Raw genomic sequence first — 21,272 nt, 5'->3', positions numbered from 1 at the left:
ATTTAGAATCTGATTATTTGCTTACATTTTTATACTAGTACATAATGAAAATCATACACACCAATAGAAAGCTAGATCTATCGTATATACAACACTTATGAAAAATTGTCTAAAAAGTAGGAGGGAAATCAAATGGACCAGACAAAATTAGACCCCCGAATCCTTCGTACTCGTAAATTAATTATGGAGTCTTTTATAGAACTATCGGGAAAAAAGGAATTTAAGGATATTACCATTAAGGATATTACAACCGAAGCCATGGTAAATCGAGCTACTTTTTATTATCACTTTCAAGATAAATATGACCTGTTGGAAAAAGCATTGTCTGAAGTGCTGTTGATTAGTTTAAATGGAGACATTTTTGAAAAAGAAGAAAGGCTAGAAGAATCACTTGTGAGTATTTTCTTAGCCATTACTAGTTTTCAAAAATCCTTATCCACTCGATGTCATCGGGGGTACGAAGACACGATTGCTCGAATCATTAGAGAACAATTAGAAGTCATATTTTATAAAATGTTGCTAAAGAGACATTCAAAAAAAGAGGACCATTCTCTTAAAATTGCAGCTGTCATGCTAAGCTGGGGAATTTACGGAGCTTCCGTAGAATGGCGAAATAACAGCAACCAGCCGCCAGAAGAATTTATTAAATCGGCCATTCCATATCTTATCGACGGGATTAATATGAAAAGATAGCTACGGTAATAAATAGTTGCAGGTCAATAAGTTTGTGGCTTGTCCATTACAAATTAATCCTGCTCCTTCGACTTGTCCCATCGGTTTGCTAGATGGGACAACTAGTCTTTAATTGTTCTCTCCATCCCGCTCTAGTTGAGAGATAAAATGATTAAAGTTATTCTGATTGACCCAAACAGTTCCCCAAACATCATCATTTTTTAGTAAGATACCCAAAAACCAAATCCGCCTCAATGTGACAAACCTCATGACATCTTTGATGCTATCATCACTCATATTCCTATTGCTTAGATATCCGTTCATAAAAGCATCCCAACAAGGTTGTTCTAAGCTAGAATAATTTTGTTTTAAATTCCACAAAAATACAGCAACATCATAGGCTCGGTAGCCAACACCACAACAATCAAAATCGAAAACTTCAAGACTTTGGTCAGCTAGATGCATATTAAAATTATGAAAATCACCATGGCAAAAACTATACTCAAGATGACTGCTCACAGCGAATTGGCTCTTTAATTTTGTAGTAACTTTTTTGAATGCTTCTTCTTTATTACTTCCAAGTTTACGTAGGAAAGATATTATTAAGTCTGAGGGCTCATCTAATAAATGGTTAATGTTCAATTCAAAGTTTCTATTATGTGACGAATGAAAGGAATCTGTTGCCGTGTGCAAAGCGGCTAAAGTTTTTCCAATAATATAACAATTATCCGTATTAATTTCTGGCCTTTCCCCTTTTGAAAAATAAAACAATACTCCATATCGAGTACCTTCAGATGCATGAATCTCAGTGATCCACTGGCCATCTTTTCTCATTAACGGCTTTGATACAGCCACACCATTTTCTGCTGCGTGATTAATAGCATCCATTTCAAACAAAATATCCGATTGATTTCTCCAATCTTTGCGATAAATTCGAAAAATGTATTGGTTAGTTTCCGTTTCCACTAAATATGTATCATTTAATCCTCTTGTTAAGAACGAACACCTAACATTTTTCCCTATATCGTATGATTTCAATAGAAGCTCAATTGTATGATTGGTGAAAAGCGAATGTTTTACCTCTAAATTCCACATAATATCCTCCATTCTTTTTATGAATCTTTTCTTATCATTTTACCATTCTCCCTGTATAGATGAATCTATCCCGAATACATTCGTATTAAAAGAATAGTTATTATTGTATGGTTTTACCAAAAATCACAGGAATTGTGGGGGATTTTTATTAAAGCAATCGTCTGTCAGAAATATGGATCGCCGGAATTACTAGAATTAAGAGATGTTGAAAAACCGATTCCGAAGGAAAATCAAGTTTTGGTCAAAATCCATGCCGCATCACTCAATTATGGTAATTTAGTCCTTTTAAAAGGTGAGCCATTTTTAGCACGGTTCGCCTTTGGTCTTCTAAAACCGAAATATGCCATTCCGGGAGGGGATATCTCAGGACGTGTTGAGGATGTTGGAAATAAGGTTACTCATTTTAAGCCAGGTGATGAGGTGTTTGCCGAACTTTCCGGGTGTGGCTGGGGTGGTTTTGCCGAATATGTTGCCGTACCCGAAAATGCATTAGTACACAAGCCAGCTAACATTTCCTTAGAAGAAGCCGCTGCTGTTCCGATGGCAGCCGTCACTGCTCTGCAGAGTCTTCGAGATAAAGGAAAGATACAACCAGGAAAAAAGGTATTGATTTACGGAGCGTCAGGTGGTGTCGGCACTTTTGCTGTCCAGATTGCTAAAGCTTTCGAGGCTCAGGTGTCGGCCGTTTGCAGTACTAGAAATGTAGATTCCGCTCGGTTGATTGGCGCTGACCATGTTATTGATTATAAAACAGAAGATTTTTCAAAGAAAAATGAACAATATGATTTAATTCTCGGAACAAACGGGTATCAGCCGCTTTCGGTTTATAAGCGGGCACTTAAACCAGGTGGAACATTTGTACACGTTGGTGGCTCTGGGGTTCAACTAGCCGAATCCATGTTTCTCGGACCATGGCATTCAATGACCGGGGATAAAAAAATCAGTAGCTTTCTCCAAAGGGCAAATCAACAGGACTTAATTTTTGTAAAAGAACTGATTGAAACGGGTAAAGTAAAACCAGTAATTGATCGATACTATAATCTGGATGAGATACCAGAAGCATTTCGATATTTTGGTGAGGGGCATGCCCAAGGTAAGGTTGTAATAACTGTTTAAATAATACGGGGATGTTTGGCAGAATTCGGACATAAGTTCAGGAACTGAACATCGATTGACGGAACCAGACATCGGTTCCTTTTTTTGTTTTCAATGTCAATTTCTTCCCTAACCTCCACATTAAAACAATACTAATCTGGCCATATTTCCCTATTTTCACTACTTTCACTTATAAAAAAGAGTAAGTAGGAAAAACTTGTAAAGAGAGGTCCTTATTTGGAAGCTGAAAATAGAAATCTCTTCCTATCGAGTTGAAATATATAGGGGGTTTTAGTATGAACAATCGTATCTTAATTATTATTCCCGCTTACAACGAGGAGACTAACATATTATCTACGGTAAATAAAATTAAACGCACGACTACTTTTGATTTTGTCGTCATTAATGATGGTTCAGTCGATCAAACATTAGAAATTTTGCAGGAAAACAACATCAATCATATCCATTTACCAGTTAACTTAGGAATAGGTGGAGCGATGCAGACTGGTTATAAATATGCTTGGCGCAAAGGATATGATTATGCGATTCAGTTAGACGCAGACGGCCAGCATAATCCCGCAGATTTAGATAACCTCGTTCGGGAAATTACGGAAAATAACCTAGACATGGTGATTGGTTCCCGTTTTGTAGAGAGAACGGGCTACAGGGGCAGTTACATCCGAAGGTTTGGTATTTCCTACTTTTATTATATGATTCGGCTCCTTACGAAAAAAAAGGTAACCGATCCAACATCGGGCTATCGGATTATTAATCGGAACGTTCTGAAGGAATTTGTTAACTATTATCCAACAGATTATCCAGAGGTCGAAGTGCTGGTTCATCTAGTTAGGAAAAATTATAAAATTAAGGAAATCAAAGTGGAAATGAATCAGAGACAAGGCGGAAAATCATCCATTACGCCTCTTCGATCGGTCTACTATATGATCAAGGTTTCGTGTCTTTCTGTAATTCGGTCCATCTTCTAAGGAAAGGAGATTCGAGAGAAATCGTTCAGATTATTGTGTTGTTCATCGCGTTTCTTTTTTTTATTCAGGTCCTTTATTTTACAAAAACAAATAAATTACAAGATCAGCAAGCATTCCTTTGGCTGATGTTAGCCATCGTTAGTCTTTTGATTTCTATGCTGCTACCCTTTATCAATTCGCTGGCGAGCCGGCTTGGTATCTCTTATATGCCCTCGCTTGTGTTCACAATTGCGTTTTTAGTCGTTTTGAACTTACTCATTTATCAAACGATCAACACATCCAAACAGCAATCAAAGATTAAGCAATTAACTCAAGAGCTTTCGTTTCTTTCAAAAGAGCTAGAAGAAATGAAACAAAAAATGGAGAAGGGAAGTAAGAATGAGTCTTTTTAACTTTTTTCTAATTTTACTAAACACATTGGTATTAGTATCCGGCCAATTTTTATGGAAATTTGGCCTGATGCAGAAACCCGACGGTTTTAAAGGGCTTTCTGAATTATGGCCGATATTTTTCTCGCCTTTCATCTTTTCAGGAATTGTCATATATGGATTGGCTACGGTCTTATGGCTTTTCATTTTAACGAGGGTACCACTTAGCATTGCCTATCCGATTCAAAGCCTCGCATATGTGTTTGCTGTGTTCGGTGCCTATTTTATTTTTCAAGAATCCTTATCTGTCTTGAAGGTGACTGGTGTTCTGTTCATCATGATAGGGGTTTCATTTGTAGGAATATCTCCAAAATTTTAGATGGGATGTTAGATATGTTTTTAAACAGATTAATTAGAGTGCTTGAAAAAAGAGAAAATAGCTTAATCGGTGCTATTTTAGTGCTGGCTTTCGTTTTGCGTATTGGAATATTCCTTTATTATGGCTGGGATCTCAGCATTAATAGCGATGATGCAGGGTATGTTCGCAGTGCAATAGCTTTAATGGAAAAGGGAATGTTGACCTACCATGTCCCAAATGATACCCCAACTGTTCACATTATGCCTGGACAGCCCTTTTTGCTTGCAGGAATATTTCTCGTGTTTGGTACCGGGATGACCGGAGTAGTGGCAGGAAAACTTATTTTTATCATCCTCGGAGTCGCCAATGTCTATTTAGTTTATTTAATTTCCAAATATATAGGAAACTCATTTATTGGATTGCTTACATCGATCATGCTTGCTGGTTTTTTGCCGCAAATATTAACAGATAATCTTTTTTTAACAGAAACGCCGTTTATGTTTTGTTTGTTAGTCATGATTTATTATTCCATTCGTTTGGCAAATGAGCATAAGTGGAGTCATTTTTATTTGCTAATGGCGTCCTATCTTGGTGCATTATTTTTTAAAGCGACGATTGCCTTGTTTCCGATTTTGCTGTTAATCTACTTCATTCGTAAAAAATACCCATTCCATTTGGCAGTGAAGCAGTTTGGCGTTGCCCTTATTTTACTTCTAATGGTGTTAGGACCATGGTGGATACGAAATTATCTTCACTACAACGAATTTATTCCGCTTACCGGCGGTGCCGGAGATCCATTATTGATGGGAACCTATCAAGGTGATGGTGCTTATATAGGTGATCCCTATGCAGAAACGGTTAATCGGATCAAACGTCAGCATCCTGAAGTTTCCAATGCCTACGAAAAGCTTAAAGTTGAAGCTGAAATTGCTAAAGATAGAATGCGAATGTGGTGGGTAAAAGATAAAGAATCGTTTTTGCGCACCTACTTGATTACAAAGCCAAAACTACAATGGGATGGCCAATTTTATCGGGTTGAAATATACAGTGTCACGAAGATTTTTATGGATAAAATACATAATCGTATTGTCGACATTGCCATTTTATCACTCTTGGCAGTCCTATTTATGAGGAAAATTGGGAAGGAATTTGAATTCTTACTAGGTTTCATTGTCTACAATACCATATTAAATTCTATCTATTATGCCTTCGATCGCTATAATCAACCATTCATGTTTATCTTATTTCTGGTGATTTCTTCGGCTGTTTATCTCATTTTGCAGTTGATATTAGACATTCTTCTTCCTTTATTATTAAAAAAATTTCAAAGAGAGAAGATTTCTGCTTATTTAAAAGAATAAATAATACAGCAAGCTGTCGAGAAAGTAGGTAATAGTAATAGCTAATACAATAAACGTAAGCAATTCAGTAGATGAAGCAGAGTGGAATTGAGATCTATCAAAAAATAGAGTAATCAAGGCGGATGTCAAAGGGGATTTATATGCACCTAGTATTAACAATATCTCTACTTTGTTGTGTATATTGGAAAGGTGATTGGAGAAATTGGCAAAAGTATGCCCTCACCATTGCTTATGTAATGATTTGTAATTTTCTTTATAACCTTTTATGTCAAGACTATTTATTATGGGAGCATAATCCAGATTTTTTGCCAAAGAAACATTATATCGTTGAATTATTTTACTCATTTATTATCCTCCCATCTGTCACTCTACTATTTCTTACTAATTATCCATTCTTAAAGAAAAGAACCCATCAGATACGATATATAGCCTATTGGGTCATAGGTTCAGTAGTGATTGAGATTCCTTTTGTCCTGTTTGATCGTTTATTTTTGAAACACGGATATAAATTTTGGATGGAACCTTTATTTTATAGTACCATGTATTATATGATTCGCCTTCATTTTACAAGACCTCTACTTACATATGCTCTTTCGGCTTTATGTGTTGTATTTATGGTTTGGTATTTTAAAGTACCTCTGAAATAATCGTGATTGAATGTTCTTTAGTTAAAAGTAGCCTGAAGTCACCAATCACTTTTTCCCTTGGAAAATCGTGATTCTTTCCATTAAAATAAAGCCTTCACCAGAATAAATGTAAATGGCGAAAGGCTTTATTTTACCAAGTAATTACATCTCCCTAACCAATTCCCTGCTTTCCGTTTCATCCGTCATTCTTTTGAAATCATACCCAGATGGATTCTGGAATAAACGTAAGTCAAACTCTGATGCGACAGCAAATAGATGGTCAAAGATGTCTGATTGAACCGTTTCGTACACAGCCCATCGAATGTCGTTAGTAAAGGCATAGATTTCTAGTGGCAACCCGTGTTCAGTCGGTGCCAGCTGGCGAACCATTAAGGTCATTTCCTGATTAATCCCAGGATGATTTTGCAAATAATTGCTAATATAGGCCCGAAAAACACCGATATTGGTAAGCGCACGTCCGTTGACAGGATTGCTCCTGTTAACATTATTTTCGTTGTTAAATTCGGCGATTTCTCTTTCCCTTCTGGTGATGTAGTCCGATAGGTAGTGGATACTTTTAAACTTTGAAATCATTTCCTCGGTACAGAACGAAATGCTATTCGTATCGATAAATAAGGGACGCTTAATCCGGCGACCACCAGAGGTTTGCATTCCACGCCAGTTTTTAAACGAGTCAGAAATCAAGGCATAACTTGGAATCATGGTAATGGTCTTATCCCAATTTTGTACTTTTACTGTATTTAAGGAGATGTCGATGATGTCTCCATCCGCTTCATATTTTGGCATTTCAATCCAATCACCAACGCGAACCATATCATTGGCCGTCAACTGAATCCCGGCGACAAGTCCTAATAACGAATCTTTAAAAACTAACAAAAAGACAGCGGAGAGCGCCCCAATCCCACTAAGTAGTAGGAGCGGATTTTTCCCCATCATGTTTGCAATTACTAAAATAATCCCCAGCGTGATGGCAATAATTTTAGCAACTTGGATATACCCTTTAATCGGCTTAAGCTTCGATATTTCATAGGTTTGATAAATATCGTTTAGCGCATTTAATATACTATTGATTACGGCTAGTCCAACAATTATGATATAGGCAATCGCCGCTTTTTCAATCAGGTGCTTGTTGCCTGGGAACGTTGATGCAAAGTAATAAATGATAAGTGCCGGTACGATATGAGAAAGTTTGCGGAAAACCTGACGCTCCATCAGCATATTATCCCACTGAAATTTCGTCCTGTTCACAATCCGGGTGATAATCCGGATGAATACCTTTTTCGTGATAAAATTAGCCACAAAACAGAGCAGGGCTATAAAAAGTAGCATAATTATAGTTGAGAGATAATTAACTAAGGTAAGATCCATTTCAAATTCTAAAAGTTGTTTTTTAATAAGCTCCATGTTTCCCCTCCATCGTAGGTATTAATTAAACAAGTTTCTATCCATTATAACAAAATCATAATGGGCAGGGGTGGCTCGGGGTCTCCACCATAATCCATTCTATTATTTCCTAGACTAACAAAAAACACCCAAAAACATTGGCATAACAACATTTTAGGGTGTTCTATTTCATTTTATGTTAGCTCACTTCCGAACATGGTGAGTTTTGAGAATTACGTCTGAATGATCTCATTACAACCAGAGCCAAAATAACCCCTCTGTCACACCAAGGTTATACATATAATAAACACCAAAACCCGTGCTAATAACTCCGGCAACTAATTTGAGCGATTGATTCATTTTTGCTTTTTTTGTACTCAAGACAAACGGTAAGCCAATTATGGTCGTAAAAAGGAGCATACCCGTTACAGTCCCTAAGCCGAAGATAAGAATATACAAGGCCCCCTCCCAAATAGTAGAAACTGTGCTCATAGTTAACAATACCATGGCAGCACTTCCTGCCAATCCATGGATGAAACCGATTAGTAATGATTTTAGAAAGGTTTGTTTTATAACTCCTCGGTGATGATCTTGATGCTCTTCTTCTGTGTGATGTTTTCTATACGAACGAATACTGACTATTCCTAAATAAACCAACATAATCCCTACTAGAAATTCCAAAGACATTGACCATGTACTAGTTATTTCATTCTTAAGGAAAATTAAAATAAGGCCAATAATAAAAAGAGTTAGTGTATGACCTATCCCCCAAAATATTCCGGCAAGAGAGGCGTTCCAAAGCTTTTTACTTTGACTAGCAATTGTTGACACAGCAATCACATGATCTGGTTCGATGGCATGCTTTATTCCTAAAATAAAGCCCAATGCCAATACTGAAATAATCGTAAGTTCCATAAAGTCCTCCCCATAATCTTTCGTTTTATATGATAATATGTTCAAGCTTAAGAAAATAATCTTCCTTTTTAATTTCTTTTTGGGACAAAAAAACCCCTCGAGCCTGTCGAGGGTACTTACTTATTAATATTTTCTAAGAAAGCTTGGCTTTTTCTGAAACCACTCTTCATTAATGAGTTGATGGCATTTCAAAATAATACTTTCTATTAATTGGGTGGAATTGGCTAGGATTCTTATCGTAAAGCCCGGAACAGGCAATTGCGAAAGACCGATTTTATAATCCTGTTTCGTTGTCGGTAACGAGTCATATATTCGATCTAGTAATTCTGGGCTAGTTTTTTCACCAATGACTATCAACGAACCAATGTGAGAAAATCCTTCGAGCAATCCAATTGAATTCATTTTTCGGTTCGCTGGCTGCAAATTAATGTGATCGAAAGCGACTAATTCATCATCCAGGTAAATTTCATTAAGTAATTGGAGCTGACTATAGCTAAAACGCTCCCCGTCCGGAGACCATCCTGGAGTGATAATATCTGTATAAAGTAGGACTGCTCCTTTCTCCATATTGATCACATTTTTTTGCTTATATCTCGCATCCCGATAAGCAATAAGCGGGTCCGGAAGATATTCGAGATAACTGCCCGCTCCTAAATAAATTTCCATTTCTTGATAGGCATATCCAGTTGGTGTTTTATATACCTTTGTTGCTGATTGGGTAGTTAAGGTCATTTGCGCCTCTTTATCTAGGGTAATTTTCAAGCGATAGCGATCACCATCTAAGTAGCCTCCGCCCGGATTCAAGATATAATAACAAGGCTGCCCGCTTTGATCATGGTAAATCGGACGCATTACTTTAAACGCGCCATGAAAATAGACATTTTTGGCTATTGTTTTTCCCTTTCGTTTCTCAGCCTCTAAATATAAAACACCTGTCCAGTCTTCCATCGTTAGGCCAACCCTTTTAAAAGGGCATTTTGTTTGAGCCAATCAATCACATCATTAAGGCCATCATTATTTTTTAAATTAGTAAACACAAACGGTTTGTCTCTGCGGAATACCTTTGTATCTGCTTCCATTACATCTAAGCTTGCACCGACATAAGGAGCGAGATCTGTTTTATTAATAATAAATAAGTCTGACTTAATCATCCCTTGACCACCTTTACGCGGGATTTTTTCCCCTTGAGCAACATCAATGATATAAATAGAAAAATCAACAAGCTCAGGGCTGAAGGTTGCGGCTAGGTTATCACCGCCACTTTCCACGAAAATAAGTTCAACATCCGGATGGGATGACTTTAATTCATCAATGGCTGCAAAATTCATTGATGCATCTTCACGGATGGCTGTATGTGGGCAGCCGCCCGTTTCTACCCCAATGATACGATCAGCAGGAAGAACTCCATTTTGAATTAAAAATTTTGCATCTTCCTTTGTATAAATATCGTTTGTTACAACAGCCATACTGACTTCTCCGTCTAAATGGCGTGTTAATTTTTCGACTAACATTGTTTTTCCAGCACCAACAGGGCCACCTACCCCGATTTTAATTGGCTCCATACATACACTTCCTTTGCTTGAGATTACGACATGAAGATTCGAATATTAACCCGTTCATGCTGCATTTGGGATAATTCCAATCCAGGTGATACAATCCCGAAATACTCTTCATCCAATCGGCCAATTTTTTCAACAGCTGCTATTAACTCAGTTTGAAAATCATGTAGAATTCTTTGCCCTGCCGTCTGCCCTAATGGTATAGCCCGCACTCCATTCTGGACAAGGGTGGATATTGCAGAATATAAATAATACAGGATTGTGTTGGAGACCGGGAGACCTAAATGATGTCCGATGAACGTAAATACAAGTGCCGGGTGCCCGAATGATTGTTTAGCTTCTATTCGTTTCTTGTATTCATGAACAATAGGAGTCTCAAATAGCGTAGACACTAACTTTACCATCCGCTCCCCCACTCTTTGCGTTCCCTCACGAGTTTCGCGCGGCAAATTTTGCATTGTCAACAATCGGTCAATTCTCCAAACCTTCATAAATTCATTTTTTTCAAGTGCCTCGTAGGCCAGCCGAGAGGCTAATCCGTCTGAATAAATAAGTTGTTCATGAAGATAAATGTTCAGCCATTGAGTAAAAGTTTTTTCATCTCGGACTTTCTCCTCCTGGATATATGTCTCAAGTCCGTACGAATGGCTAAATGCTCCGGTAGGAAAGTTGGAATCGCATAATTGGATTAGCGATAACATCGCTTTATCCATGGCTATGTCCAATATGCCGAAAAGCATGTTTAACTTTCCGTTCTTCTCGATTAAAAGGGATTCGTAATTCTTGCAATAATTCTTCAACCAAATAATCGTATTGAACAAGCATTTCATCTCCTTCAAACTGAGCAGGTAGATGACGATTTCCTAATTGATGAGCGATATTTCCCATCTCATTGATATTTCTCGGTTTAATTACGAGTAAATCATCGGAAAGAACTTCGATAACAATCATATTTTTCTCATCCATGTATAAAACGTCACCGGCCATTAGGTCCCGTGGGTTCGTTAATCGGATCCCCAATTCCTTGCCATGATCAGTAGTCACTCTTTGGATTCGTTTGACTAATTCAGAACTCTCGAGATAGACCTTTTCAATATGGCGTTTGATGATTTCTTCTCTTTCTAATTCTTCAAGATTCGTTATTATTTGTTCTACAATCAACACTTCTCACCTCAAAATAAAAAATATCGCTGTGCCATTGGTAATTGGGATACAGGTTCACATTCAATTAATGTTCCATTCACTCTTACTTGATAGGTTTGAGGATCAACGGTTATTTCAGGTGTTTCTGCATTGAGTTTCATATCCTTTTTCGTTAATTTCCGTATCCCGCGAACTGGAAGTATCATTTTTTCTAAGCCAAGCTTTTCATGAACTTTATCATTAAAGGCTGCCTGAGAAATAAAGGTAATCGATGATTTGGATAGAGCTTTCCCGAGAGTACCATACATTGGTCGATAAATGACCGGTTGTGGTGTCGGAATCGAAGCATTGGAATCCCCCATTAAGCTTTCCACCACGAAGCCATTTTTTAGAACCATCTCCGGTTTAACCCCAAAGAAGGCTGGACTCCAGATAACCAAATCCGCGATTTTCCCTACCTCAATGGAACCAACATATTCTGAGATACCATGTGTGATGGCAGGATTAATCGTATATTTAGCGACATAACGCTTTGCACGATTATTATCCGAAAATTCACGATCTCCCTCCATGATGCCTCTTTGTTTTTTCATTTTATCGGCGACTTGCCATGTGCGTAAAATAACCTCACCCACTCGGCCCATCGCTTGTGAATCAGAGCTGACCATGCTAAAAACACCCATATCCTGCAGAATATCTTCGGCCGCAATCGTTTCTTTTCTGATTCGAGAGTCAGCAAAAGCTAAATCTTCTGGTATCGATGCGTTTAAATGATGGCAGACCATTAACATATCTAAATGCTCATCAATCGTATTCACGGTAAACGGCAGTGTGGGATTAGTTGACGAAGGCAATACATTCATATAACTTGCTGATTTGATTAGATCGGGGGCATGCCCGCCACCCGCTCCTTCAGTGTGGTACATATGAATTACACGATCTTTAATCGCAGCCATTGTGTTCTCCACAAATCCGCCTTCATTCAATGTGTCTGCATGAAGTGCTACTTGGACATCGAACTTGTCCGCTACTCGTAAAGCATAATCAAGTGCGGATGGGGTTGCACCCCAATCTTCATGGACCTTTAAACCTATCACACCCGCACGGACCTGTTCCGCAAGCGGTTCTTCCCTTGCCGCTTGTCCTTTGCCGGTAAAGCCGACATTAATCGGCATTCCTTCTGCCGCCTCAAGCATCCTATGGATATGCCATTCCCCAGGTGTCACAGTCGTTGCTTTTGACCCTTGGGCTGGACCTGTTCCGCCACCAATCAAAGTTGTAACACCTGAGGTTAAGGCCGTTCTGATTTGTTCCGGATTAATGAAGTGAACGTGTGTATCGATGCCTCCAGCGGTTATGATCATCCCTTCACCTGCAATAATTTCGGTACTAGCCCCGATAATGATATCGACTTTATCCATGATTAAAGGATTGCCAGCCTTACCAATCGTTGCGATTTTTCCATCACGGATTCCAAGATCAGCTTTATAAATGCCGGTGTAATCCAAAATGGTTGCATTGGTAATCACTAAATCCGCGGCACCGTCAGCTCGTGTGGCTAGCGGGTGTTGACCCATTCCATCACGAATGACCTTTCCACCGCCGAATACAACTTCATCGCCATAAACCGTATAATCCTTCTCAATTTGAATAATAATATCAGTATCCGCTAAACGAATGGAATCCCCTGTTGTTGGACCAAACATTTGCGCATATTGTTTTCTTGGCATCCTAAATGTCATCGGTGTGTGTCCCCCTATCAACTGATCCGTCGACTAAATTGTTAAAGCCATAAACCCGACGTTCCCCAGCGTAGGCGACTAATTCCACTTCCTTTTCATCCCCCGGTTCAAACCGAACCGCAGCTCCGGAGGGAATATTTAACCTTTTACCGAAGGCGCCTTTTCGATTAAACTTTAGTGCTTCATTCACCTCAAAGAAATGAAAGTGCGAACCTACTTGAACCGGACGATCGCCTGTATTTGTGACCTTTAGAACAGCTGTTTCTCTACCCTCATTACAAACAATCTCTTCTTCTTTTAAAAATAATTGTCCAGGTTGCATAAAGCTTCCTCCTAAATATCTTTTCAATGTGAATAGTTTCTTAACACACCTATTTATACTTCCTTTTATTTAATCGGGCTATGAACTGTTACTAGTTTCGTTCCATCAGGAAAGGTAGCCTCCACTTGCACATCATCAATCATTTCCGGAATACCGTCCATGACATCGTCACTTGTTAGAATGTTGGTCCCGTACTCCATTAATTCAGCTACTGATTTTCCATCCCGTGCCCCTTCTAATACTTCATAAGTAATAAGGGCGACGGCTTCAGGATAATTTAACTTTAACCCTCTTTCTCTGCGTCTTTTGGCTAGATCGGCAGTCACTACAATTAGAAGCTTATCTATTTCTCGTGGTGAAAGCAGCATTCTTATATCCTCCTTAAGCACTTTTCATTTTCAGGTATTATTTACCACTAAAATTTTTTCCAAATTTGTTCTTATTTAAACAGATAATAATTTTATTTCTTGTCTACACTAAGAGCATAAAGGGATTAATATAATAAAAAAGGAAGAATATAAATATGAATACATATGATCATCACCTATGGGGGAGGGAAACAATTCTACTGTTTTTTAGATCCACTCTAACAGGAATTTCCCAAGTTATGTTGATTGAAAATGTCTTTTCCGGTCTCATCATACTAGTTGCCATCACAACTTTCTCTTTTTCATTAGGAATCATCGCCCTCTTTTCTTCATTCATTGGCGCATTTATTGGATATGTTGGCAAAGCCAACCGGCAAAGTGTCAGTCAAGGGCTATTGGGTTATAATTCTGTTTTAACGGGGATTGCGTTAAGTCTGTTTTTAACCGGACCTTTCAAATGGGGGATTGCCTTAGCGGGAGCTGCTATCGCGGCAATCCTTACAGCAGGGATGATGAAAATGATGAAGAGATCAGAACTACCTGTGCTAACCTTTCCTTTTATTGTTCTAACTTGGTTTTTGCTACTTGCTTCATATCGATTAAAATCTTTTGAGTTATCATCAGATTTGTTTCCTCAAAATTTATCAAGTTTAGCATTAAATGTAGGTGGTAAGGTGAATTGGACAGAAGGAGTATTAAACGGAATCGGGCAAATATTTTTTGTTCACGGCCTACTATCCGGAGTTCTTCTTTTCATAGCAGTATTTTTGGCAGGTTTAAGGCATGGCATATATGCGATTATAGGGAATGCGACTGCATTGTTAACCGCGCATATCCTTGGCGCCGAACATACTTTAATCTATAAGGGGTTATACGGCTACAATGCAATATTGGCCGTATTGGCTGTTTCAGTTGTATTCAACCGTGAAAAGCGAGGATATCCAGCGATTATGGGTATTATTGCCGCATGTCTTACAGTTCCTTTTTCAGCAAGCATTTCCACCTGGCTCACTCCCTATGGTTTACCAGCGTTAACCATGCCATTTGTTCTATCTTCATGGCTAGTAATAGCCGCCCAAAAATCATTACCTGGACAAAAGGGCAGTTTATAAAAGCCCTTGTTATAACCAATTAGGAGGAGTCGATATGTTTAAAGATTTTGAGGTTTCACAAATGTTTGAGGATCAAACACATGAACGCCACAGATTCAAGCTAAATGTGGAAGGAACAGATTATCACGGCATTTATCATGACGGGGAAATACACTGGTTTAACCCCCATCCAGAAAAAACCCTGCAAGAAGAACATATACAGGCACTAGAATCACACGTCCACGAAAAAATGGCTGACCAATAAAAAAAGGTGACAGGCACCATTCTCCTAATTACATCCATTTAAGGAATGATATAGGATATCGGTGCCTGTCACCAATTTTCTAATTCAAGTCATACATTTGACCTTTAATTAAATAGGCTGCACTTTCAGCGATGTTGGTGATGTGGTCGGCTGTTCGCTCTAGGTAGCGATTGATGAATAGTAGTTGAGCTAACTGGTTGGTTTCAGTTGGGTGCTGACTGAGATGGCTTGTTATGATTTTGTAGGTTTCACGACTTAATTCATCAACTTTGTCATCTAAATCGGCCACTTCTTTGGCGAGAACCATATCTCCATCTAGGAAAGCTTTTAACCCTTTTTGTAGCATGGTAATCGAAATATCTTTCATCTTTTCGAGACTTGGCAAATTTAAGGAAGTTTGTTCATTCCCAATTTTTATTGTCGCTTTTGCAATATTTACGCCAAAATCCGCAATTCGTTCAATTTCAGATGAAATCTTTAAGATACCAATGATTTTCCGCAAGTCCCGAGCAACAGGTTGTTCTTTTACCATCAGCCATACAATAAATTGGTTCATTTCAATTTCAAGATTATCGACATCATTGTCTTCTTCAATGACCTTTAATGATAATTCAATATTTTGGCTCTTATATGCTTCAAAAGCCTTCTCGATAGAGGAAATCGCAAGTTCGCCCATCATTGTCATTTTTGCTTGTAATTCAGTTAAATTATTCTCAAAGCTTTCACGAACAACCATGAAATCCCCTCCAAATTATCCAAATCTCCCAGTAATATAATCTTCCGTTCTCTGGTCAGTTGGCATCGAAAAGATTTTACTCGTTTCGTCATACTCAACGATTTCACCATTAAGGAAAAAAGCGGTCTTGTCAGAAATACGAGCTGCCTGCTGCATATTATGGGTCACAATGACAATCGTAAAATCCTTCTTCATGTGATCAATCAATTCTTCAACCTTTAATGTAGAGATTGGATCGAGAGCAGAAGTAGGCTCATCCATCAATATGATTTCTGGTTTCATGGCAATCGCACGGGCAATACATACACGTTGCTGCTGACCACCAGATAAGCCTAGCGCAGATGTCTTCAAACGGTCCTTAACTTCATCCCATATCGCCGCTCCACGTAAGCTTTCTTCTACAATCTTATCTAACTCTTTTTTATTTTTTAGCCCCTGCATTCTTGGGCCATACGCCACATTATCATAAATGCTCATCGGGAAAAGATTCGCCTTTTGAAACACCATGCCAACTTTTGTTCTTAATTTTATGACATCATCTGATTGGTAAATATTCTCACTATCTATTACAATATCACCATTAATTTTTACATCATCAATTAAGTCATTCATCCGATTTAAAGTACGTAAAAACGTTGATTTACCACACCCTGAAGGACCGATCAAGGCTGTCACTTCTTTTTCCTTAATATCCATTGAGACCGAGTAAAGTGCCTGTTTTTCCCCGTAAAATAAATTGAGATCCTTTACACTAATGATATTTCTACCTTCAGATTGCTGATTCATTGGTGCTACATTTCCCCTCTGCAATTTATTGTATTCCTTCTCAGTTGAAATCATCATCATTAACACCTCTTAATAGTCAGCTTTATTTAATTTTTTCGAGATAAACATGGCCGTAAGGTTTAAGACTAAAATGATTACAATGAGCACAATTCCAACAGCCGAGGCAAGTTCAATATCGCCAGCCTCCTGTGTCACTAAGAATGAATGAACCGTTAATGTTCGAGCTGACGAGAAAATGCTTTCTGGCATCGCTGCGACCGTTCCTGCTGTTAAAAAAATCGCAGCCGATTCACCGACAATTCTCCCCATTGAAAGAATAATTCCCGATAAAATACCCGGCATCGCACTAGGTAAAATGACTTTATATAAAGTTTGCAGCTTAGTTGTTCCCAATGCCAACGAGCCCTCGCGATAAGTATTTGGGACTGTTTTTAACGATTCCTCTGTTGTTCGAATGATGACAGGTAATACGATAATCGTTAACGTTAAGGAAGCAGCTATAATTGACATGCCTAATTTTAAAGTCGTCACAAAGAATACGGCACCAAATAATCCGTAAATAATGGATGGAATCCCGGTCAAGCTCTCTGTTGCAAATCGAATTATTCGTACCAACCGTCCTTGTTTCGCATACTCCTGCAAATACACGGCGGCAAAAATACCAATTGGTGTTGCGATTAACAATGAAATGACAATCGTATAAAGCGTGGTCACGATCATCGGTAATATTCCTCCACCACCACTAGGGGAATAATCTCCAAAGATAAAATCAAAGTTGATCAGGCGAAACCCTTTGATAAAAATAAATCCAACAATGATTACAAGGACAGCAATCGTTAAGAAAGCCGATAACCAAAGAAGTCCACGGAGCAAATGATCTTTAAGCTTTCTCAACTTACTTACCACCCTTCGAGCTTATTTTTGCTAAAACAAAATTTAATAGAAGAATAAACGAGAATAATACAATCCCAGTTGCAAACAGCATTTCTTGATGTGTTCCAAATGCATAGCCCATTTCTAATGCAATATTGGTCGTTAATGGACGCACACTATCAAATAGACTAGTCGGTGTAATGAGGCTGTTTCCTGCTACTAAAATAACGGCCATCGTTTCACCGATTGCTCTTCCTAAACCAAGTACGATGGCTGCCATAATTCCCGACTTGGCCGCCGGGACAACAACCTTAAAGATGGTTCCAATTTGCGAAGCTCCTAGTGCCAATGAACCTTCACGATACGTTTTCGGTACAGCACGAATTGCTGTTTCAGCTACTGTTACAATCGTCGGTAGCATCATAATCGCTAGCACAAGGATTACGGCTAATAAACTTTGTCCCTTTGCTAAATTTAAATTATTTTGTAAAAATGGGACTATAATCGCTAAACCAAATACCCCATATAATACGGAAGGGATTCCCGCTAACAGCTGTACAGCTGGAGAAATTAGTTTTGCAACATTTTTTGGAGCAATCTCCGCTAAGAAAATCGCTGTAAATAACCCAACGGGCACTCCGATAACTAGCGCGCCAATCGTAGCATAAATCGATGCAACAATCATTGGGAAAATTCCAAACTGATCTTCACTAGGTACCCAATCTACGCCAAAGATAAAATCAATAAAGCTATAGCCCTCTACGAGAAATGGTAGTGTACCTTTGTAAAATACGAATCCAACGATTAGCAATAAACTAATAACTGAAAGAAGAGCGCAAAACTGAAATAATCTCGATGATACCTTCTCTAATAAATACTTCTTTTTATTAGATGTTTCTATTTTTCTAGGAAGTGGTTGCTGCATAATCTTATCCTCCAGGCCAGTATTTCCACATGTTTTCTGCCACTCATGTTAGAACATGTACATGTATTTCTAAAAGGTAATTATTTAACTGGAATTGCACCTGTTTCTGCCACAATGGCCTGTCCGTCTTGACCTAAGATGTAATCAATAAAGCGCTGCCCCGCCTCAGATAAATGACCTTCTTTATGCACAAACAAAAATGGACGTGATAGGCTATATTTTTGTTGCAGAACATTATCTGCTGTAGCCTCCACTCCATTGATATTGATAGTTGAAATAGAGGAATCAATATATTCAAATGAAATAAAACCTACAGCATGCTTATTCGTAGCGACAGTTGTTTTGATATTACCGTTTCCACTAGCAATAATGGAACTTCTAACTAGTTCTCCAGATGAGTACCCGACAATTTCTTGGAAAGCATCTCGTGAACCAGAGCCATCCTCCCTAGAAACAACAACAATTTCCATGTCATCTCCACCAAGCTCTTTCCAGTTCGTAACTTTCCCCGTAAAAACATCCTTCACTTGATTCATCGTAAGATTCTTAACCTTATTACTTGGATGAGTCACGACAACAATTCCATCATAAGCTATAATTGTCTCCAGCAAGCCATTTGCCTTTTCTTCATCTTTTAGATCACGGGAGGACATCCCAATCTCCGACACACCAGTGGTTGTGTTGGTTATCCCTGCTGATGACCCGATTTGATTTATCTCAATTTTCACATCGTTTTTCTCCATATATTTGTGCGCAATTTTCTCAGCTAAAGGACCAACAGATGTGGATCCCGAAACCGAGATGAGACTAGATCCTTGATTCGCCGATTCTTGCTTATCACTATTAGCACATGCCGATAACACGGACACTATGAATAGCACCAATAATCCTATTGTCGTCATTCTTTTTAACATGATTTATAACCTCCAAGATGATTAATTGGCTATTCCCCATGTAAAGAATATACGCTATATGTAAATTCTCTTTAAAACATTTGTAAAGGTTATGTAAATTTTTTAAAGCCAATATAAAATATGTAAATATTGGAATCGTAATTAGCAATTCAAACAATTTGTTGGGATCAATATGTCTTTCATCGACCCTATATAGGACAATCGTTTCCGGTTTGAAATGTCCTTTATCTATCTATTAAAATACATCTCCAATAAATACAAAAAAGAGTAAAGTCTAAATTTGGACTTTACTCCTACAGCTTAAATATAGTCATTAAACCGTTACTGCTGATAAACTTTTTGCCACAACTTCTACTTTTGCTAAACCTTCCGCTATAATCGTTTCTGCTTGATCTGGCATGGCAGCATGACCTTCAATAATAACTTCTTGAATGATTTCCATTCCGAATACGCCACCAAAAACATTTTTAATGTAGGTAGCGGCCATTTCCATCGGTGCTGCTTCAGGGGTTGAGTAAACGCCACCACGTGCACTTAAAATTATCGCTTTTTTGTTAGTCATTAACTGAACTGCTTGACCATTTTCGTCATATTTAAATGAATACCCAGCTTGATACACATAGTCAACAAAAGTTTGTAATTTAGCTGGAATAGTTAGATTCCATAATGGGAAAACCACCACTACAACATCTGCTGCTGTTAATGCATCCATTGCTTTTTGTTTTGCCGTTAAAATACGTTGTTCTACTTCTGTGAGTTCTTCACCCGATGCTACTTTACCAAATGCAGTGAATAAATCTTGACCTAAATAAGGCATATCTTCTGCAAAAACATCGAATGTTGTGATATTTACACCTTCTAGATTCTTCATGAAAGTTTCATACATTTTAGAAGACACTGAATCTGACGCTGGACGGTTATTTGCTTTTATTACTAATATATTCATAAATTTGTAATCTCCTTTTGATGTCTATTAATTATTCATCTCGAATTAATAATATATCAATATATTATTTTCATCAACCGAAAAGTTTAAATTGGAATTATTTCGCAATCAGAAACAGGTATCAATTCTTGTTGTTAATCTTTAGATGATTTCTATTAGATTGGGTTAGTTGTTTTGAACTGCTAATCCTTGGATGAGAAGGGGGTTCTGAGCTTGAAGACATACGTTCCGTTGATCTACTGAAAAGAGGGTAACTTTTATTTAAATATTGAAATATCGGTACATAAGTCCTAATAAAATAAAACAAAAAAAAGTAAGAACAATATGTCCTTACTTCCAAAATTCGATCAATGTTAATACCGGTGGTCGGGGTCGAACCGACACTCCAGAGGAACACGATTTTGAGTCGTGCGCGTCTGCCAATTCCGCCACACCGGCGTAATAAGATATAATTTTGTTAAAGTGCCGAGGACCGGAATCGAACCGGTACGGTAGTCACCTACCGCAGGATTTTAAGTCCTGTGCGTCTGCCAGTTCCGCCACCCCGGCAAAATAAAACTTTTGCCAATTTGTATTCTATTAAAAATGGAGGCGGCAACCGGATTTGAACCGGTGATCAGGGTTTTGCAGACCCATGCCTTACCACTTGGCTATGCCGCCTTAAAATTAATTGGAGCGGAAGACGGGATTCGAACCCGCGACCCCCACCTTGGCAAGGTGGT

Annotated in this window: 25 protein-coding genes and 3 tRNA genes; 9 read left to right on the top strand and 19 right to left on the bottom strand. The window is 38.3% G+C overall.

Translation table 11 applies throughout. From position 1 onward, the window contains the following. The first annotated feature begins 132 nt into the window (after positions 1 to 132). Positions 133 to 693 (top strand): TetR family transcriptional regulator, encoded by a 561-nt coding sequence (locus tag ACX9YW_RS16470; protein WP_460348404.1) that lies wholly within the window; start codon positions 133 to 135, stop codon positions 691 to 693. Between the two features lie 108 nt (positions 694 to 801). On the opposite strand, the gene ACX9YW_RS16465 is transcribed toward ACX9YW_RS16470, so the two are convergent. Continuing rightward, on the bottom strand, positions 802 to 1,767 hold the full coding sequence (locus tag ACX9YW_RS16465) for a phosphotransferase enzyme family protein (RefSeq protein WP_460348402.1): 966 nt from the start codon (positions 1,765 to 1,767) through the stop codon (positions 802 to 804). 132 nt (positions 1,768 to 1,899) lie between these two features. Between ACX9YW_RS16465 and ACX9YW_RS16460 the strand changes: the two genes are divergently transcribed. From ACX9YW_RS16460 to ACX9YW_RS16435, 6 genes are all read left to right on the top strand, one after another. After that, the gene (locus ACX9YW_RS16460) at positions 1,900 to 2,883 is read left to right on the top strand and encodes an NAD(P)-dependent alcohol dehydrogenase (RefSeq protein ID WP_460348400.1); all 984 of its coding nucleotides are present in this window, start codon (positions 1,900 to 1,902) and stop codon (positions 2,881 to 2,883) included. A gap of 275 nt (positions 2,884 to 3,158) precedes the next feature. Further along, a complete protein-coding gene (locus ACX9YW_RS16455) occupies positions 3,159 to 3,848 on the top strand; it encodes a glycosyltransferase family 2 protein (RefSeq protein ID WP_460348397.1) in 690 nt (229 codons plus the stop codon). Continuing rightward, positions 3,818 to 4,240, top strand: a complete 423-nt coding sequence (locus ACX9YW_RS16450) for a DUF2304 domain-containing protein (RefSeq protein ID WP_460348395.1) — start codon at positions 3,818 to 3,820, stop codon at positions 4,238 to 4,240. The genes ACX9YW_RS16455 and ACX9YW_RS16450 overlap by 31 nt, the downstream gene beginning before the upstream one ends. After that, positions 4,227 to 4,595 carry an EamA family transporter gene (locus ACX9YW_RS16445; protein ID WP_460348393.1) on the top strand — a complete coding sequence of 123 codons (369 nt, stop codon included), beginning with the start codon at positions 4,227 to 4,229 and terminating at the stop codon, positions 4,593 to 4,595. The genes ACX9YW_RS16450 and ACX9YW_RS16445 overlap by 14 nt, the downstream gene beginning before the upstream one ends. A gap of 14 nt (positions 4,596 to 4,609) precedes the next feature. Continuing rightward, on the top strand, positions 4,610 to 5,935 hold the full coding sequence (locus tag ACX9YW_RS16440; RefSeq protein ID WP_460348391.1) for an ArnT family glycosyltransferase: 1,326 nt from the start codon (positions 4,610 to 4,612) through the stop codon (positions 5,933 to 5,935). Between the two features lie 122 nt (positions 5,936 to 6,057). Then, a complete protein-coding gene (locus ACX9YW_RS16435) occupies positions 6,058 to 6,582 on the top strand; it encodes a CBO0543 family protein (protein ID WP_460348389.1) in 525 nt (174 codons plus the stop codon). A gap of 141 nt (positions 6,583 to 6,723) precedes the next feature. Here ACX9YW_RS16435 and ACX9YW_RS16430 read toward each other — a convergent pair whose 3' ends face one another. The 9 genes from ACX9YW_RS16430 to ACX9YW_RS16390 all read right to left on the bottom strand — a co-directional run bounded on the left by ACX9YW_RS16430 (position 6,724) and on the right by ACX9YW_RS16390 (position 14,014). Continuing rightward, positions 6,724 to 7,986, bottom strand: a complete 1,263-nt coding sequence (locus ACX9YW_RS16430; protein WP_460348387.1) for a mechanosensitive ion channel family protein — start codon at positions 7,984 to 7,986, stop codon at positions 6,724 to 6,726. Positions 7,987 to 8,217: 231 nt separating this feature from the next. Further along, on the bottom strand, positions 8,218 to 8,880 hold the full coding sequence (locus ACX9YW_RS16425; protein WP_460348384.1) for an urease accessory protein UreH domain-containing protein: 663 nt from the start codon (positions 8,878 to 8,880) through the stop codon (positions 8,218 to 8,220). Between the two features lie 123 nt (positions 8,881 to 9,003). Next, a complete protein-coding gene (locus ACX9YW_RS16420; protein ID WP_460348382.1) occupies positions 9,004 to 9,828 on the bottom strand; it encodes an urease accessory protein UreD in 825 nt (274 codons plus the stop codon). A gap of 2 nt (positions 9,829 to 9,830) precedes the next feature. Beyond that, positions 9,831 to 10,442 carry an urease accessory protein UreG gene (gene ureG / locus ACX9YW_RS16415; RefSeq protein WP_460348380.1) on the bottom strand — a complete coding sequence of 204 codons (612 nt, stop codon included), beginning with the start codon at positions 10,440 to 10,442 and terminating at the stop codon, positions 9,831 to 9,833. A gap of 23 nt (positions 10,443 to 10,465) precedes the next feature. Next, a complete protein-coding gene (locus tag ACX9YW_RS16410) occupies positions 10,466 to 11,152 on the bottom strand; it encodes an urease accessory protein UreF (RefSeq protein ID WP_460348378.1) in 687 nt (228 codons plus the stop codon). Continuing rightward, positions 11,145 to 11,600: an urease accessory protein UreE gene (ureE, locus tag ACX9YW_RS16405; RefSeq protein ID WP_460348376.1), complete on the bottom strand. Its 456-nt coding sequence runs from the start codon at positions 11,598 to 11,600 to the stop codon at positions 11,145 to 11,147. Before ureE ends, ACX9YW_RS16410 begins: the two co-directional genes overlap by 8 nt. A gap of 11 nt (positions 11,601 to 11,611) precedes the next feature. Then, a complete protein-coding gene (ureC, locus tag ACX9YW_RS16400) occupies positions 11,612 to 13,324 on the bottom strand; it encodes an urease subunit alpha (RefSeq protein WP_460348374.1) in 1,713 nt (570 codons plus the stop codon). Further along, positions 13,314 to 13,646, bottom strand: a complete 333-nt coding sequence (ureB, locus tag ACX9YW_RS16395; RefSeq protein ID WP_460348372.1) for an urease subunit beta — start codon at positions 13,644 to 13,646, stop codon at positions 13,314 to 13,316. The genes ureC and ureB overlap by 11 nt, the downstream gene beginning before the upstream one ends. Positions 13,647 to 13,711: 65 nt before the next feature. Continuing rightward, positions 13,712 to 14,014, bottom strand: a complete 303-nt coding sequence (locus tag ACX9YW_RS16390; RefSeq protein WP_460348370.1) for an urease subunit gamma — start codon at positions 14,012 to 14,014, stop codon at positions 13,712 to 13,714. A gap of 155 nt (positions 14,015 to 14,169) precedes the next feature. Here ACX9YW_RS16390 and ACX9YW_RS16385 point away from each other — a divergent pair, with 155 nt between their 5' ends. Both ACX9YW_RS16385 and ACX9YW_RS16380 read left to right on the top strand, forming a co-directional pair. Further along, positions 14,170 to 15,126, top strand: a complete 957-nt coding sequence (locus tag ACX9YW_RS16385; RefSeq protein WP_460348368.1) for an urea transporter — start codon at positions 14,170 to 14,172, stop codon at positions 15,124 to 15,126. A gap of 34 nt (positions 15,127 to 15,160) precedes the next feature. After that, positions 15,161 to 15,370, top strand: a complete 210-nt coding sequence (locus ACX9YW_RS16380; protein WP_460348366.1) for a DUF5342 family protein — start codon at positions 15,161 to 15,163, stop codon at positions 15,368 to 15,370. A gap of 79 nt (positions 15,371 to 15,449) precedes the next feature. Here the strand turns inward: ACX9YW_RS16380 and phoU are convergent, their stop codons facing one another. The 9 genes from phoU to ACX9YW_RS16335 form a co-directional block, all read right to left on the bottom strand. Beyond that, positions 15,450 to 16,106 carry a phosphate signaling complex protein PhoU gene (gene phoU / locus ACX9YW_RS16375; protein WP_460348364.1) on the bottom strand — a complete coding sequence of 219 codons (657 nt, stop codon included), beginning with the start codon at positions 16,104 to 16,106 and terminating at the stop codon, positions 15,450 to 15,452. A 15-nt stretch (positions 16,107 to 16,121) separates the two neighbouring features. Further along, a complete protein-coding gene (gene pstB, locus ACX9YW_RS16370; protein WP_460348562.1) occupies positions 16,122 to 16,892 on the bottom strand; it encodes a phosphate ABC transporter ATP-binding protein PstB in 771 nt (256 codons plus the stop codon). Between the two features lie 69 nt (positions 16,893 to 16,961). Next, positions 16,962 to 17,786, bottom strand: a complete 825-nt coding sequence (gene pstA / locus ACX9YW_RS16365) for a phosphate ABC transporter permease PstA (protein ID WP_460348362.1) — start codon at positions 17,784 to 17,786, stop codon at positions 16,962 to 16,964. Between the two features lies 1 nt (position 17,787). Beyond that, on the bottom strand, positions 17,788 to 18,690 hold the full coding sequence (gene pstC / locus ACX9YW_RS16360) for a phosphate ABC transporter permease subunit PstC (RefSeq protein WP_460348360.1): 903 nt from the start codon (positions 18,688 to 18,690) through the stop codon (positions 17,788 to 17,790). An 80-nt stretch (positions 18,691 to 18,770) separates the two neighbouring features. Then, positions 18,771 to 19,604: a phosphate ABC transporter substrate-binding protein gene (locus ACX9YW_RS16355; protein ID WP_460348358.1), complete on the bottom strand. Its 834-nt coding sequence runs from the start codon at positions 19,602 to 19,604 to the stop codon at positions 18,771 to 18,773. Between the two features lie 313 nt (positions 19,605 to 19,917). Then, positions 19,918 to 20,550 (bottom strand): FMN-dependent NADH-azoreductase, encoded by a 633-nt coding sequence (locus ACX9YW_RS16350; protein ID WP_460348355.1) that lies wholly within the window; start codon positions 20,548 to 20,550, stop codon positions 19,918 to 19,920. Between the two features lie 357 nt (positions 20,551 to 20,907). After that, positions 20,908 to 20,988 (bottom strand) — tRNA-Leu (locus tag ACX9YW_RS16345). Positions 20,989 to 21,013: 25 nt separating this feature from the next. Then, positions 21,014 to 21,099, bottom strand: a tRNA-Leu gene (locus ACX9YW_RS16340). Positions 21,100 to 21,136: 37 nt separating this feature from the next. Beyond that, a tRNA-Cys gene (locus tag ACX9YW_RS16335) sits at positions 21,137 to 21,210 on the bottom strand. Positions 21,211 to 21,272 lie beyond the last annotated feature (62 nt).

This window comes from Pseudoneobacillus rhizolycopersici (assembly GCF_054786815.1).
Note: the sequence above shows the minus strand (reverse complement) of the source record. Positions and strands in the feature narration are given on the sequence as shown.

Coding starts and splice junctions, on each gene's coding strand:
- ACX9YW_RS16470 (WP_460348404.1), top strand. CDS start 133: ATGGACCAGACAAAATTAGACCCCCGAATCCTTCGTACTCGTAAATTA.
- ACX9YW_RS16465 (WP_460348402.1), bottom strand. CDS start 1,767: ATGTGGAATTTAGAGGTAAAACATTCGCTTTTCACCAATCATACAATT.
- ACX9YW_RS16455 (WP_460348397.1), top strand. CDS start 3,159: ATGAACAATCGTATCTTAATTATTATTCCCGCTTACAACGAGGAGACT.
- ACX9YW_RS16445 (WP_460348393.1), top strand. CDS start 4,227: ATGAGTCTTTTTAACTTTTTTCTAATTTTACTAAACACATTGGTATTA.
- ACX9YW_RS16440 (WP_460348391.1), top strand. CDS start 4,610: ATGTTTTTAAACAGATTAATTAGAGTGCTTGAAAAAAGAGAAAATAGC.
- ACX9YW_RS16435 (WP_460348389.1), top strand. CDS start 6,058: ATGTCAAAGGGGATTTATATGCACCTAGTATTAACAATATCTCTACTT.
- ACX9YW_RS16430 (WP_460348387.1), bottom strand. CDS start 7,986: ATGGAGCTTATTAAAAAACAACTTTTAGAATTTGAAATGGATCTTACC.
- ACX9YW_RS16425 (WP_460348384.1), bottom strand. CDS start 8,880: ATGGAACTTACGATTATTTCAGTATTGGCATTGGGCTTTATTTTAGGA.
- ACX9YW_RS16420 (WP_460348382.1), bottom strand. CDS start 9,828: ATGGAAGACTGGACAGGTGTTTTATATTTAGAGGCTGAGAAACGAAAG.
- ureG (WP_460348380.1), bottom strand. CDS start 10,442: ATGGAGCCAATTAAAATCGGGGTAGGTGGCCCTGTTGGTGCTGGAAAA.
- ACX9YW_RS16410 (WP_460348378.1), bottom strand. CDS start 11,152: ATGGATAAAGCGATGTTATCGCTAATCCAATTATGCGATTCCAACTTT.
- ureC (WP_460348374.1), bottom strand. CDS start 13,324: ATGACATTTAGGATGCCAAGAAAACAATATGCGCAAATGTTTGGTCCA.
- ureB (WP_460348372.1), bottom strand. CDS start 13,646: ATGCAACCTGGACAATTATTTTTAAAAGAAGAAGAGATTGTTTGTAAT.
- ACX9YW_RS16390 (WP_460348370.1), bottom strand. CDS start 14,014: ATGCTGCTTTCACCACGAGAAATAGATAAGCTTCTAATTGTAGTGACT.
- ACX9YW_RS16385 (WP_460348368.1), top strand. CDS start 14,170: ATGAATACATATGATCATCACCTATGGGGGAGGGAAACAATTCTACTG.
- ACX9YW_RS16380 (WP_460348366.1), top strand. CDS start 15,161: ATGTTTAAAGATTTTGAGGTTTCACAAATGTTTGAGGATCAAACACAT.
- phoU (WP_460348364.1), bottom strand. CDS start 16,106: ATGGTTGTTCGTGAAAGCTTTGAGAATAATTTAACTGAATTACAAGCA.
- pstB (WP_460348562.1), bottom strand. CDS start 16,892: ATGAATCAGCAATCTGAAGGTAGAAATATCATTAGTGTAAAGGATCTC.
- pstC (WP_460348360.1), bottom strand. CDS start 18,690: ATGCAGCAACCACTTCCTAGAAAAATAGAAACATCTAATAAAAAGAAG.
- ACX9YW_RS16355 (WP_460348358.1), bottom strand. CDS start 19,604: ATGTTAAAAAGAATGACGACAATAGGATTATTGGTGCTATTCATAGTG.
- ACX9YW_RS16350 (WP_460348355.1), bottom strand. CDS start 20,550: ATGAATATATTAGTAATAAAAGCAAATAACCGTCCAGCGTCAGATTCA.